We start from the raw sequence: 14,299 nt of genomic DNA on the forward strand, positions 1-14,299 counted from the left end.
GGGAAAAAGCAGGCCGGGATCTCCCGGCCAGGCAGGGATCAGGCAGGATTACTGCCGTCCGTATCGCCGGTCAGCAGCTTATCTAACTGGTCGCCGCCAACATGGCGGAAGTCCTGACCCTTCACGAAATAGAAGATAATTTCGCAGATATTCTGGCAGCGATCGCCAATGCGCTCAATGGCGCGCGCGCAGAAGAGCGCGGTCAGCACGCTGGGAATGGTTCGCGGATCTTCCATCATATGAGTCATCAGCTGGCGCACGATGCCTTCATATTCCTGGTCGACTTTTTTATCTTCCCGGTAAATTTCAATGGCGGCGTTCAGGTCCATACGCGCAAACGCATCCAGCACGTCATGCAGCATCTGAATGGTATGGTGACCCAGAGACTCCAGGCTTACCAGCAGCGGCTGATGATGCTGCCCAAATTTTTCCAGCGCGGTGCGGCTGATTTTCTCCGCCACGTCGCCGATACGCTCCAGCTCCGAGATGGTCTTGATGATCGCCATCACCAGACGTAAATCGCTGGCGGCTGGCTGGCGCTTGGCGATGATGCGCACACAGGCTTCATCGATCGACACCTCCATCATATTGACCTTCTGGTCACCGTCGATCACCAGTTTTGCCAGTTCGCCATCCCGGTTATGCATGGCGGTAATGGCGTCGGTCAGCTGCTGTTCAACCATTCCCCCCATCGTCATCACCTGGGTACGGATATGCTCCAGCTCGGCGTTGAACTGCCCGGAGATATGTTTATTCAGATTCAGGTTATCCATGATGTTCTCTCCCGGTCAGATCAACCGTAGCGGCCAGTAATATAGTCTTCGGTCTGTTTCTGGTGCGGCTTGGTAAACAGCGTGTCAGTATCGCTGAATTCGATCAGCTCGCCCAGATACATAAAGGCCGTGTGATCGGAGCAGCGCGCGGCCTGCTGCATATTATGCGTAACGATCACGACGGTGTAATCCTGTTTCAGCTCGGTGATCAGCTCTTCAATGCGGCCGGTTGAGATTGGATCCAGCGCCGAACAAGGTTCATCCAGCAGCAACACCTCCGGGCGAATCGCAATGCCGCGGGCAATACAGAGACGCTGCTGCTGTCCGCCAGAAAGGCTGTAGCCGCTCTGGTGAAGTTTATCTTTGGTTTCGTTCCACAGCGCCGCTTTCGTCAGCGCCCACTGTACCCGCTCGTCCATATCGGCCCGGGAGAGCTTTTCAAACAGGCGCACGCCGAAGGCGATGTTGTCATAAATCGACATCGGGAACGGCGTGGGCTTCTGAAACACCATGCCAACACGGGCGCGCAGCAGGGCAATATCCTGGCTGTCGGTGAGAATATTTTCACCGTCGAGCAGAATTTCACCCTCGGCGCGCTGCTCCGGATAAAGAGAAAACATCTTATTAAACGTACGCAGCAGGGTGGACTTCCCGCAGCCCGACGGGCCGATGAACGCCGTCACCTGATTCTTGTTAATATTCAGGTTAATGTTCTTCAGCGCATGGAACTTGCCATAGTAGAAGTTCAAATCACGAACCTGAATCATATTACTGGACGTGTTGTCAGCCATTCTCGTTCTCGCTTATTCGCGCCGCCGCAGCCGCGCTTCTCAATTAATGTTTACTCTTGGCAAAAATCACGCGCGCCAGAATATTCAGCAGCAACACGCAGACGGTAATCAGCAGCACGCCCGCCCAGGCCAGGCTTTGCCATTCGGCAAACGGGCTCATGGCGAATTTGAAGATGGTTACCGGCAGGTTTGCCAGCGGCTGCATCATGTCGGTACTCCAGAACTGATTGGAGAGCGAAGTAAACAGCAGCGGGGCGGTTTCACCCGCGATACGCGCAATCGCCAGCAGCACACCCGTCAGGATGCCCGATATCGACGCTTTTAAGGTGATTGCCGAAATCATTTTCCACTGCGGCGTACCCAGCGCATAGGCCGCTTCACGCAGGCTGTCCGGCACCAGTTTCAGCATATTCTCCGTGGTCCGGATAACGATCGGGATCTGCAACAGCGCCAGCGCAACCACGCCAGCCAGTCCCGAGAAGTGCTTCATCTGGGCAACAACAATTGTGTAAACAAACAGCCCGACCACAATGGAAGGGGCGGAGAGCAGAATGTCGTTAATAAAGCGAATCACTTCGGCCAGCCAGGATTTACGGCCATACTCGGCCAGATAAATACCCGCCATGATCCCCAGAGGTGTCCCCACGGCCGTTGACCAGAGGATCAGCAGCCCGCTCCCGGCAATGGCGTTGGCAAGGCCGCCACCCGCCGTGTTCGGCGGCGGCGTGTTCTCCGTAAACAGCGACAGCGTCATACCGTCAATGCCACGGGTCACGGTAGTAAACAGGATCCAGACCAGCCAGAAGAGGCCAAAGGCCATGGTCAGCAGGGAAAGCGTCAGCGCGATACGGTTTTTGGTACGGCGCCACGCCTGCATTTTCCGGCGGGAGGCGTCCAGCTCGGCACGGGATTGCAGCTCTATCGCGGTCATGTGCGGGCTCCTTCGCTTTTCGCCAGCTTCATCACCATCAGCTTTGAGCAGGCCAGTACGATAAAGGTAATCACAAACAGGATCAGTCCCAGCTCCATCAGGGCGGCGGTATGCACACCTGATTCAGCTTCGGCAAATTCGTTAGCCAGCGCGGACGTAATACTGTTACCCGGCATAAACAGCGAAGGGCTGTCGAGCTGGTACGTGTTGCCGATGATAAAGGTGACGGCCATGGTTTCCCCCAGCGCACGCCCCAGGCCCAGCATCACCCCACCGATCACGCCGTTTTTGGTGAACGGCAGCACGATGCGCCAGATCACTTCCCAGGTGGTACAGCCGATGCCGTAAGCAGATTCTTTCATCATGACCGGCGTCTGTTCGAAGACGTCACGCATGACGGAGGCGATATAAGGAATAATCATAATCGCCAGGATAATCCCGGCAGCCAGAATACCGATACCAAACGCCGGGCCAGAGAACAGCGCACCGACGATGGGAATATTCGACATCAGGTCTCCCAGCGGAGCCTGGAACCAGGTCGCAAACAGCGGCGCGAAAACAAACAGCCCCCACATGCCGTAAACAATGCTGGGGATAGCCGCCAGCAGTTCAATCGCCACCCCAAGCGGGCGACGCAGCCAGTTGGGTGCCAGTTCAGTCAGAAACAGGGCGATACCAAAGCTGACGGGAACGGCGATAACCAGGGCGATAATGGAGGTGACGATGGTGCCGTAGATCGGTACCAGCGCACCAAATTGTTCGTTGGGCGCATCCCAGGTTTTGGTCCACAGAAAGGAGAAGCCAAACTTCTGAATGCTGGGCCATGAGGAGACGATGAGCGAGACGATAATGCCGCCGAGCAGCAACAGCACAATCAGCGCAGCCAGTTTAACCAGCGCGCCGAAAATGAGATCACCTTGCTTACCGGGAGCCTTAAAAGTCGGCTTGGTTGCAGCCATAGAATTCTCGTTGTCGAAAGTGTTAAGGCGGCACGTCGGCCGCCTCATGGCACGGAGCGAATCACTTCACTCCCGTGAACTGCTTAGTACAGCGCTTTACCGGAACTGTCTTTCACATTGGTTTTCCAGGCTGCGCGAATCTGCTCAACCACGGAGTCTGGCAGTGAAGCGTAATCCAGGCTGTTGGTGGTTTCGCCACCGTTTTTGTAAGCCCAGTCAAAGAATTCCAGCACGGCAGCGCCTTTTTCCGGGTTAGCCTGATCTTTATGCAGCAGGATGAAGGTGGTGGAGGCGATTGGCCACGCGTTATCACCTTTCTGATAAGTCAGATCCTGAGCAAAGGATTCGCTCCAGTTGGCGCCTTTAGCGGCATCGCTAAAGCTCTGCTCGCTTGGCTCAACCGCTTTGCCATCGGCATCAATCAGTTTGGTGTAGGCCAGGTTATTCTGCTTGGCGTAGGCATATTCCACATAGCCGATTGACCCGGGCAGACGCTGAACAAACGCGGCGACGCCGTCATTGCCCTTGCCGCCCAGACCGGTTGGCCAGTTAACGGTATTGCCTTTACCGACCTTGCTGCTCCAGTCGCTGCTGACCTTAGAGAGGTAGCTGGTGAAGACGAAAGAGGTGCCGGAACCGTCAGCGCGGCGTACCACGTTGATGTTGCTGTCAGGCAGTTTCACGTCCGGGTTCAGCTTAACGATGGCCGGGTCGTTCCATTTTTTGATATTGCCCAGGTAGATATCGCCCACGGTTTTGCCGTCCAGCGTCAGCTGACCTGATTTAACGCCAGGGATATTGACTGCCAGCACCACGCCACCGATCACGGTAGGGAACTGGAACAGGCCATTTTTATCCAGGTCTTCCTGTTTCATCGGCGCATCGGATGCACCAAAGTCGACGGTTTTAGCAATGATTTGCTTCACGCCGCCGGAAGAGCCGATCCCCTGATAGTTAACCTGAGCGCCTGTTGCTTTGTTGTATTCTGCTGCCCATTTGTTATAGACCGGTGCCGGGAATGTTCCACCAGCGCCCGTCAGATTGGTCGCGGCGAAGGCAGAAACGGCGCTCAATGAAAGAGTAACTGCTACACATTGAGCCAGAGTTTTTTGCATCAGAGTCATGTTCCCTCCAGGGGAGTTGAGGTCAGGCTTAGCGCCTTTTTAGTCTGAGTTATGATTGCTGCTGGAGGCAAAATAGGACAGTTTCGTGACAGTAAAATGTCTTCTATATTACAGTTTTATTACAGTGGTCAACAAATAACCAGCACTGATGCGCGGGGCCGTCATGGGCTAAAAGAGGAAGGCGGTTTGTATTCGGGTCGCCCAGCGATATACCGGATATATTATTGCCGGCATCTTTTGGGGAAAAACTTCTGCTTCAGCCTGCTCAGGCGCAGGTCACACCGCAGCGTCAGGCTTCTGAACGGATGCCAAAGATCTTATTGCGCTTTAATAAAAGCGGCGGGGAAGCATGCTGATATACAGAGGAGTTCAGTCGCTGATTAACTGCCCAGCTCAGAAAGCAGAAACGCCCCCGAAGGGGCGCTTTTTTATTCCACGGTTACTGACTTCGCCAGGTTACGCGGCTGATCGACGTCTGTGCCTTTGATCAGCGCAACGTGATAGGAGAGCAGCTGGAGCGGCACGGTATAGAAGATTGGCGCAATCACCTCTTCCACATGCGGCAGTGAAATGATCTTCATGCCTTCGCTGTCGCTAAAGCCGGCATCCTGATCGGCAAACACATAGAGCAGGCCTCCCCGCGCGCGCACTTCCTCAATATTCGACTTCAGCTTTTCCAGCAGATCGTTATTCGGCGCGACCACGATAACCGGCATATCGGCATCGATCAGCGCCAGCGGTCCGTGCTTCAGTTCACCGGCAGCATAAGCTTCAGCATGAATATAGGAGATCTCTTTCAGCTTCAGCGCGCCTTCCATCGCAATCGGATACTGATTGCCACGGCCAAGGAACAGCGCATGATGCTTGTCGGAAAACTCCTCGGCCAGCGCCTCAATCAGCGTGTCCTGCGAGAGCATCTGTTCAATGCGGCTTGGCAGCGCCTGCAATCCATGCACGATGTCATGCTCAATTTGCGCGTCCACGCCCTTCAGGCGGCCAATTTTCGCCACCAGCATCAGCAGAACGGTCAGCTGGGTGGTAAAGGCTTTCGTTGAGGCGACGCCAATCTCCGTGCCTGCTTTGGTCATCAGGGCCAGATCGGATTCACGCACCAGCGAAGAGCCCGCCACGTTACAAATAGCCAGCGAACCGAGGTAGCCCAGCTCTTTAGAAAGGCGAAGCGCAGCCAGCGTGTCCGCCGTCTCACCGGACTGGGAGAGGGTGATCAGCAGGCTGTTTTTCCGCACCGCGGATTTACGGTAACGGAACTCCGAAGCAATCTCCACGTCGCACGGCACGTTAGCGAGTGCTTCAAACCAGTAGCGCGAAACCATCCCTGAGTTGTAAGAAGTCCCGCAGGCAACAATCTGAATATGCTCAACCTGGCTCAGCAGATCGTTCGCCGTTGGCCCCAGCTCGGTCAGATCGACCTCGCCGTGACTGAAACGTCCGCTCAGGGTGTTTTTGATCGCCATCGGCTGCTCATAGATCTCTTTCTGCATATAGTGACGATAGAGGCCTTTATCACCCGCATCGTACTGTACGTTAGATTCGATCTCGCTGCGCTGCACGGTTTCACCGCTGCGATCGACAATGGTCACATCGCGGCGGGTAATTTCGGCAATATCGCCCTCTTCAAGGTAGATAAAGCGGCGGGTAACCGGCAGCAGCGCCAGCTGATCGGAAGCGATGAAGTTTTCACCCACGCCGCGACCAATCACCAGCGGACTACCGGAACGCGCAGCCACCAGCAGCGAGGGGTCGCGGCTGTCCATAATAACCATGCCATAGGCGCCGCGCAGCTGCGGGATAACCCTCAGCACCACTTCACGCAGCGTACCGCCCTGCTTCTGCTCCCAGTGAACCAGGTGAGCGACCACTTCGGTATCGGTTTCTGAGGCAAAGCGATAGCCACGGGCCTGCAGCTGCTCGCGCAGCGGCTCATGGTTTTCAATGATGCCGTTATGGACGACGATAACATGCTCAGAGATATGAGGATGCGCATTGGCTTCAGACGGCTCGCCGTGCGTTGCCCAGCGCGTATGGGCGATACCGGTGCCGCCCTCCAGTGAGGTGGTTTCCGCCGCTTCCGCCAGCTTCTGAACTTTGCCCAGCCGGCGAAGGCGGGTCACTTCTCCTTTTGCCGTCACCACAGCCAGTCCGGCTGAGTCATACCCCCGGTACTCAAGGCGGCGTAATCCTTCCAGCAGGATCTCGGCGATATCACGTTGCGCTACTGCACCTACAATTCCACACATAGTGTTTTTCCTGACGTCATGGCGCGATGGCCATTAGCTTTGCCTACCGATCTGATTAATCCGGTCTATTCCGGTACCCCGAGCCTTGTAGAGAGTGGGGTTTATTTTTGTATGACTGCCTGACTGAGGGCGGAATTGCTCCCACCCTGAAAAAATAAGTTATGACTTCTTCACCGGCCGCTGCCAGCCGGTTTTCAGGTTCTGATCTTTGCGGTTATAGACCAGGCCTTCGGCAGTGACATCCTGCATCACCGTCGTGCCAGCGGCGATGGTAACGCCCGCCGCAATGGAAACAGGCGCAACCAGCTGCGTATCCGAGCCAACAAAGACGTTATCACCAATGGTGGTTCTGGATTTGTTCACGCCGTCATAGTTGCAGGTAATAGTGCCGGCACCGATATTAACGCCAGCACCGATCTCGGCGTCACCGAGGTAGCTCAGGTGGCCCGCCTTGGAGCCTTTGCCCAGCGTGGCCTTCTTCATCTCGACGAAGTTCCCCACGTGCGCGCCTTCCGCCAGCTTACTCCCAGGACGCAGTCGGGCAAAGGGCCCTACCGTGCTGGCAGCAGCCAGCTCCGCGTCTTCCAGCACGCTGTAGGCGCTGATTTCGCAATCGTCGCCAATGATGCAGTTTTTCAGATGGCAGCCGCTGCCGATTTTAACGCGGTTACCCAGCGTCACCCGCCCTTCGATAATGACGTTTGTATCGATCACCACGTCCCGTCCATGCTTCAGCTCGCCCCGTAAATCAAAACGGGCGGGGTCATTGAGCATGACGCCGGCCAGCAGCAGCCTTTCCGCCTGCTCCGCCTGGTAGATACGCTCAAGCGTTGCCAGCTGAAGCCGGTTGTTAACGCCGTCGGTCTCCGTAGCACGGTCCGGGTGCACCGCCTCGGTGACGCGTCCTTCCTGATGCGCCAGGGCGATGATATCGGTAATGTAGTACTCACCCTGGGCATTGTTATTGGTCAGCTTGCTGAGCCAGCGCTTCATATCGGCCCCGTTAGCCATCAGGATGCCGGTATTGACCTCATTAATGGCCAGCTGCGCCGGTGAAGCATCTTTCTGTTCAACAATGCCGACAACCGAGCCGTTGCTGCGAAGAATACGTCCGTAGCCAGTTGGGTTCTCCAGCATCACGGTCAGCAGGGCGATCCCGCCTTCAGGTTTAGCGCGCTGTAGCCGCTGCAAGGTCGGTACTGAAATCAGCGGGACGTCGCCGTACAGCATCAGGATGTCTTCATCATCGGCAAAGTGCGGGGCAGCCTGCTGCATCGCGTGCCCCGTACCCAGCTGCTCCGCCTGCAAAACCCAGTTCAGGGCAGGATCGGTCAGCGTGGACTGTAAAAGGTCACCACCGTGCCCGTAGACCAGATGTACCTTTCTGGCACCGAGGCCGTTTGCGGCATCAATAACGTGTTGCACCATCGGTTTTCCGGCAAGCAAATGCAGCACCTTTGGCAGATCGGAGTACATGCGGGTTCCCTTGCCAGCAGCAAGGATCACCACACTCATCGGGCTGTTAGACATAGTCATCCTGAACATTCTGTAATTAGACGGAAGTAAAACGGTTTGGCGCCGAAATTACTACATTTTTCTCGGTCCAAAATTAGGCGCGCGGCCGCCGGAGCGCAAGCAAAAAAAAATGCCAGTCAGTTTCCTGACTGGCATTCTTGCTTAAACCTGGGCTACATCGCTTTTTTGGTCAACTCGATCACGCGCAGTTTGGCGATCGCTTTAGCCAGTTCAGCCGACGCGGTAGCAAAATCCACATCGCCGTGAGAGCTGTTCATATGCTCTTCGGCTTTGCGCTTCGCTTCAATCGCGCGGGCTTCGTCGAGGTCGGTGCCGCGAATCGCCGTATCAGCCAGCACGGTAACCGCGCCGGGCTGAACTTCCAGCAGGCCGCCGGAGAGATAGATATACTCTTCGTCACCCTGCTGCTTAACGATACGCACCATACCCGGTTTAATGGCGGTCAGCAGCGGTGCGTGTCCGGGGAAAATCCCCAGCTCGCCTTCGCTACCTGACACCTGAATTTTCTGTACCAGGCCTTCGAACATCTTCTGTTCAGCGCTGACGACGTCCAGGTGATAAGTCATAGCCATAATTAACCTCCAGAGAAACTTCCCGTAATACTTCAGGCTGCACTGGCATTTATCCTGCCGCTACAGCCCGAAATAATCCGGGATATGATTACAGTTTCTTCGCTTTTTCCACGGCTTCTTCGATAGAACCGACCATGTAGAAAGCCTGCTCAGGCATGTGGTCGAATTCACCGTCCATAATGCCTTTAAAGCCACGGATGGTATCTTTCAGCGTCACATACTTGCCTGGAGAACCGGTAAAGACTTCCGCCACGAAGAATGGCTGGGAGAGGAAGCGCTGCATTTTACGAGAGCGCGCAACCACCAGCTTGTCTTCTTCTGACAGTTCGTCCATACCCAGGATGGCGATGATGTCTTTCAGTTCCTGATAACGTTGCAGCAGTGACTGTACGCCACGCGCTACGTCGTAGTGCTCCTGACCCACAACCAGCGGATCCAGCTGACGGCTGGTGGAATCCAGCGGGTCAACGGCCGGGTAGATACCCAGAGACGCGATCTGACGGCTCAGTACCACAGTTGCATCAAGGTGAGCAAAGGTGGTGGCTGGAGATGGGTCAGTCAGGTCATCCGCAGGCACGTATACGGCCTGTACGGAGGTGATAGAACCGGTCTTGGTTGAGGTGATACGTTCCTGCAGAACACCCATCTCTTCCGCCAGCGTTGGCTGGTAGCCTACCGCTGAAGGCATACGACCCAGCAGTGCGGAAACTTCCGTACCGGCCAGGGTATAACGATAGATGTTATCGATGAACAGCAGTACGTCACGCCCTTCGTCACGGAATTTCTCAGCCATGGTCAGGCCGGTCAGCGCAACGCGCAGACGGTTTCCTGGTGGCTCGTTCATCTGGCCATAGACCAGAGAAACTTTATCGATAACGTTGGAGTCGGTCATTTCGTGGTAGAAGTCGTTACCCTCACGAGTACGCTCGCCCACACCGGCAAACACGGAGAAACCTGAGTGCTCAGCCGCAATGTTACGGATAAGCTCCATCATGTTTACGGTTTTACCTACACCCGCGCCGCCGAACAGACCGACTTTACCGCCCTTCGCAAACGGACACATCAGGTCGATTACCTTGATACCGGTTTCCAGCAGCTCCTGAGAGTTGGACTGGTCTTCGTATGAAGGTGCAGAACGGTGGATCGCCCAACGCTCTTCTTCGCCGATGTCGCCTTTCATGTCGATTGGCTCACCCAGCACGTTCATGATACGACCGAGCGTTGCAGTGCCGACCGGCACTTCAATTGGGTGCTCAAGGTCAACCACGTCCAGGTTGCGCTTCAGGCCGTCTGAAGAACCCATGGCGATGGTACGTACCACGCCGCCGCCCAGCTGCTGCTGTACTTCCAGCACCAGACGAGTATCACCATTTTTGACCTCAAGCGCGCTGTACACTTGCGGTACGGCGTCCTGAGGGAACTCGACGTCCACCACGGCGCCGATTACCTGGACAATCTTTCCAGTAGCCATCTTGAATCCTCTACCTAATCATTTAACCTGGTTAAACCGCGGAGGCCCCACCGACAATCTCGGTAAGTTCCTGGGTGATGCTGGCCTGACGAGCTTTGTTGTATACCAACTGCAACTCTTTGATCAGGTTTCCGCCGTTGTCGGTCGCTGCCTTCATCGCCACCATACGCGCGGCCTGTTCGCTGGCCAGGTTTTCGACAACACCCTGGTAAACCTGAGACTCGACGTAGCGGCGCAGCAGGGTGTCCAGCAGCGCTTTCGGGTCCGGTTCGTACAGGTAATCCCAGGTACTTTTCTTCACAACGCCTTCGTCTTCATCCGCTGGCGGTAATGGCAGCAGCTGAACGATTTGTGGAGACTGAGACATGGTGTTGATAAATTTGTTGCTGACGATAAACAGCTTGTCGAGACGGCCTTCATCATAGGCCTGCAACATCACTTTCACCGGGCCAATCAGATCGGACAGTGAAGGTTTGTCGCCCATGCCGGTGACCTGCGCCACCACGTTGCCGCCAACGGAGCTGAAGAATGAGAGACCTTTGGAACCGATAATCGCCAGATCGCTCTCAACGCCTTTATCGGACCAGCCTTTCATATCCGCCAGCAATTTTTTGAACAGGTTAATGTTCAAACCACCACAAAGCCCGCGGTCGGTAGATACGACCAGGTAGCCGACGCGCTTAACGTCACGCTCTTCCAGGTAAGGGTGCTTGTACTCCAGATTCCCTAACGCAATGTGACCAATCACTTTGCGCATGGTCTCTGCATAAGGACGGCTGGCCGCCATGCGTTCCTGCGATTTACGCATCTTGGAGGCGGCGACCATTTCCATCGCTTTGGTGATCTTCTGCGTATTCTGAACGCTTCCGATCTTACTACGTATCTCTTTTGCGCCGGCCATAAGCTTCTCCTCAAAGCCTTGCGGCCTGCCCGTTAAGGGGCAAGCCGCCAGACATTACCAGGACTGGGTTTTCTTGAACGTTTCGAGGAGGCCTTTCAGCTTCTCTTCGATATCGCCGTTGTAATTACCAGACTGGTTGATATCAGCCATCAGCTCGGCATGTTCGCGATCGGCAAAGGCCAGCAGTGCGGCTTCGAAGTCACCGATTTTCGCCAGTTCGACGTCATTCAGGTAGCCACGCTCGGCCGCGAACAGCACCAGACCCTGCTGCGCAACGGACATCGGCGCATACTGTTTCTGCTTCAGAAGCTCGGTCACTTTCTGACCGTGGCTCAGCTGTTTGCGGGTTGCTTCATCCAGATCGGAAGCGAACTGAGAGAACGCTGCCAGTTCACGATACTGCGCCAGCGCGGTACGAATACCACCGGACAGTTTCTTGATGATCTTGGTCTGAGCAGCACCACCTACACGAGATACCGAAATACCTGGGTTAACGGCCGGACGAATACCGGAGTTAAACAGGTTAGTTTCCAGGAAGATCTGACCATCAGTAATCGAGATTACGTTGGTTGGAACGAACGCGGAAACGTCACCCGCCTGGGTTTCGATAATCGGCAGCGCGGTCAGGGAGCCGGTTTTACCTTTCACTTCACCGTTGGTGAAACGCTCAACGTACTCAGCGCTTACGCGGGAAGCACGCTCCAGCAGACGGGAGTGGAGGTAGAACACGTCACCAGGGAATGCTTCACGACCCGGTGGACGGCGCAGCAGCAGAGAAACCTGACGGTATGCAACGGCCTGTTTGGACAGGTCATCATAAACGATCAGCGCATCTTCACCGCGGTCACGGAAGTATTCGCCCATTGCGCAACCGGCATACGGCGCCAGGTATTGCAGCGCAGCGGATTCGGAAGCGGTAGCCACAACAACGATGGTGTTAGCCAGCGCGTTATGCTCTTCCAGCTTACGAACCACGTTCGCGATGGTAGACGCTTTCTGACCGATAGCGACGTACACACACTTGATGCCGGAGTCGCGCTGGTTGATGATCGCATCGATCGCCATCGCGGTTTTACCGGTCTGACGGTCACCGATGATCAGCTCACGCTGGCCACGGCCGATTGGAATCATCGCATCGACTGACTTGTAGCCAGTCTGTACGGGCTGGTCAACGGACTGACGGTCGATAACGCCAGGTGCGATAACTTCGATCGGCGAGAAGCCGTCGTTGTCGATTGCGCCTTTACCGTCAATAGGTGCACCCAGAGTGTTCACCACGCGGCCCAGCAGGCCACGGCCAACCGGTACTTCAAGAATACGGCCAGTACACTTAACCTTCATGCCTTCGGCAAGGTCAGCGTAAGGACCCATCACAACAGCACCTACGGAGTCGCGCTCCAGGTTCAGTGCGATGGCAAAACGGTTGCCCGGCAGTGCGATCATCTCACCCTGCATAACATCGGCCAGGCCGTTTACGCGGATGATACCGTCACTGACGGATACGATAGTACCTTCATTGTGAGCTTCGCTCACTACATTGAACTGAGCAATGCGCTGCTTGATCAGTTCGCTGATTTCGGTGGAATTCAGTTGCATAAGCTCCAGTCCCCTTAAGACTGCAAGACGTCTGCAAGACGCTCAAGACGGCCGCGTACGCTGCCGTCAATGACCATATCACCCGCACGGATGATTACGCCTGCCATTACAGACTTATCAATTTTGCAATTCAGCTTAACTTTGCGTGACAGACGTTTTTCCATTGCGGCGCTGATTTTGGTCAGCTGTTCGTCACTCAGTGTAGTGGAAGAGATTACCTCAACATCGGCGGTCGCATCGTGTGCGGCACGCAGCTGGATAAACTGTGCCAATACAGCAGGTAGCGCTGGTAAACGTTTGTTTTCAGCCATTACCTTAATCAGGTTCTGACCGGCTTCGTCCAGTTGATCACCGCAGATAGCGATGAACCGTGCAGACAACGCTTCCGGCGCAAGCGCGCCGGAAAGAAGTTCTGCTACCTGTTCATTGCTGGCTACCTCGGTAGCGAACGCCAGCATCTGCTGCCAGCGATCGACACTTTGATGCTCAACAGCAAAGTCAAAAGCTGCTTTGGCGTAGGGGCGAGCTACAGTAGTAAATTCAGACATCAGCCCCTCCCTCCTTACAGTTCAGCGACCAGTTTATCAACGATGTCGCTGTTAGCAGCTTCATCCACGGAACGTTCAATAATTCTCTCGGCGCCGGCAACAGCCAGCATCGCGACTTGCTTACGCAACTCTTCACGTGCACGTTTGCGTTCGGCGTCAATTTCAGCCTGCGCCTGGGCGACGATCTTGTTACGTTCCTGCTCAGCCTCAGCTTTCGCTTCGTCCAGGATCTGCGAACGACGCTTATTAGCTTGTTCGATGATTACCTGAGCCTCTTCTTTCGCTTTCTTCAGCTGATCGGACGCATTACTCTGCGCGAGATCCAAATCTTTCCTGGCACGTTCAGCAGAAGCAAGGCCTTCGGCAACTTCTTTCTGGCGCTTTTCGATAGCAGCCATCAGCGGCGGCCATACGTACTTCATGCAGAACGCGACAAACAGGATGAACGCGATAGCCTGGCCGAGGATTGTTGCGTTAATGTTCACAGCACAATGCCTCTTGTTAAGTTAACTTTTTTCTGCGGCTGCCGGAGCAGTTGCAGAAGCCGTTCATCGCCAAACGTATACGCTCAGCGATGAACAATCGGTTTACGCTACAGCAAACATCACGTACAGACCCAGACCTACAGCGATCATCGGGATTGCATCCACCAGACCCATTACAACAAAGAACTGCGTACGCAGCAGAGGGATCAGATCCGGTTGACGCGCGGCGCCTTCCAGGAATTTACCTCCGAGGATGCCGATACCGATCGCAGCACCGATTGCCGCTAAGCCCATCATCACAGCGGCAGCCATGTACAGCAGATCCATATTCAGGTTTTCCATGACAGTCTCCAG

General features: G+C 55.2%; 14 protein-coding genes. All 14 read right to left on the minus strand.

The window, feature by feature from the left end:
- Positions 1-38 precede the first annotated feature (38 nt).
- The 14 genes from phoU to atpE all read right to left on the minus strand — a co-directional run bounded on the left by phoU (position 39) and on the right by atpE (position 14,287).
- A complete protein-coding gene (gene phoU, locus AAH446_RS12955; RefSeq protein WP_342907086.1) occupies positions 39-773 on the minus strand; it encodes a phosphate signaling complex protein PhoU in 735 nt (244 codons plus the stop codon).
- A 20-nt stretch (positions 774-793) separates the two neighbouring features.
- Positions 794-1,564, minus strand: coding sequence for a phosphate ABC transporter ATP-binding protein PstB (gene pstB, locus AAH446_RS12960; RefSeq protein ID WP_342907087.1), 771 nt, complete (start codon positions 1,562-1,564; stop codon positions 794-796).
- A gap of 43 nt (positions 1,565-1,607) precedes the next feature.
- A complete protein-coding gene (gene pstA / locus AAH446_RS12965; RefSeq protein WP_342907088.1) occupies positions 1,608-2,495 on the minus strand; it encodes a phosphate ABC transporter permease PstA in 888 nt (295 codons plus the stop codon).
- The gene (gene pstC / locus AAH446_RS12970; RefSeq protein ID WP_342907089.1) at positions 2,492-3,454 is read right to left on the minus strand and encodes a phosphate ABC transporter permease PstC; all 963 of its coding nucleotides are present in this window, start codon (positions 3,452-3,454) and stop codon (positions 2,492-2,494) included. Before pstC ends, pstA begins: the two co-directional genes overlap by 4 nt.
- Before the next feature lie 83 nt (positions 3,455-3,537).
- Positions 3,538-4,578 (minus strand): phosphate ABC transporter substrate-binding protein PstS, encoded by a 1,041-nt coding sequence (pstS, locus tag AAH446_RS12975; RefSeq protein WP_342907090.1) that lies wholly within the window; start codon positions 4,576-4,578, stop codon positions 3,538-3,540.
- A gap of 428 nt (positions 4,579-5,006) precedes the next feature.
- Positions 5,007-6,836 (minus strand): glutamine--fructose-6-phosphate transaminase (isomerizing), encoded by a 1,830-nt coding sequence (gene glmS / locus AAH446_RS12980; RefSeq protein WP_342907091.1) that lies wholly within the window; start codon positions 6,834-6,836, stop codon positions 5,007-5,009.
- 159 nt (positions 6,837-6,995) lie between these two features.
- Positions 6,996-8,366, minus strand: a complete 1,371-nt coding sequence (gene glmU, locus AAH446_RS12985; RefSeq protein WP_342907092.1) for a bifunctional UDP-N-acetylglucosamine diphosphorylase/glucosamine-1-phosphate N-acetyltransferase GlmU — start codon at positions 8,364-8,366, stop codon at positions 6,996-6,998.
- Between the two features lie 158 nt (positions 8,367-8,524).
- On the minus strand, positions 8,525-8,944 hold the full coding sequence (locus tag AAH446_RS12990; protein WP_342907093.1) for a F0F1 ATP synthase subunit epsilon: 420 nt from the start codon (positions 8,942-8,944) through the stop codon (positions 8,525-8,527).
- Between the two features lie 88 nt (positions 8,945-9,032).
- The gene (gene atpD / locus AAH446_RS12995) at positions 9,033-10,415 is read right to left on the minus strand and encodes a F0F1 ATP synthase subunit beta (RefSeq protein ID WP_342907094.1); all 1,383 of its coding nucleotides are present in this window, start codon (positions 10,413-10,415) and stop codon (positions 9,033-9,035) included.
- 31 nt (positions 10,416-10,446) lie between these two features.
- Positions 10,447-11,316, minus strand: a complete 870-nt coding sequence (gene atpG, locus AAH446_RS13000) for a F0F1 ATP synthase subunit gamma (RefSeq protein ID WP_306209248.1) — start codon at positions 11,314-11,316, stop codon at positions 10,447-10,449.
- Between the two features lie 54 nt (positions 11,317-11,370).
- Complete coding sequence (atpA, locus tag AAH446_RS13005) at positions 11,371-12,912, minus strand: F0F1 ATP synthase subunit alpha (RefSeq protein ID WP_342907095.1); 1,542 nt, start codon at positions 12,910-12,912, stop codon at positions 11,371-11,373.
- Between the two features lie 14 nt (positions 12,913-12,926).
- Positions 12,927-13,460 carry a F0F1 ATP synthase subunit delta gene (gene atpH / locus AAH446_RS13010; RefSeq protein ID WP_342907096.1) on the minus strand — a complete coding sequence of 178 codons (534 nt, stop codon included), beginning with the start codon at positions 13,458-13,460 and terminating at the stop codon, positions 12,927-12,929.
- 14 nt (positions 13,461-13,474) lie between these two features.
- Positions 13,475-13,945, minus strand: coding sequence for a F0F1 ATP synthase subunit B (gene atpF / locus AAH446_RS13015; RefSeq protein ID WP_024966268.1), 471 nt, complete (start codon positions 13,943-13,945; stop codon positions 13,475-13,477).
- Between the two features lie 102 nt (positions 13,946-14,047).
- On the minus strand, positions 14,048-14,287 hold the full coding sequence (atpE, locus tag AAH446_RS13020) for a F0F1 ATP synthase subunit C (protein WP_003849523.1): 240 nt from the start codon (positions 14,285-14,287) through the stop codon (positions 14,048-14,050).
- Positions 14,288-14,299 lie beyond the last annotated feature (12 nt).

The sequence above is a fragment of the Erwinia psychrophila genome (assembly GCF_039023475.1).
GTDB lineage: Bacteria > Pseudomonadota > Gammaproteobacteria > Enterobacterales > Enterobacteriaceae > Erwinia.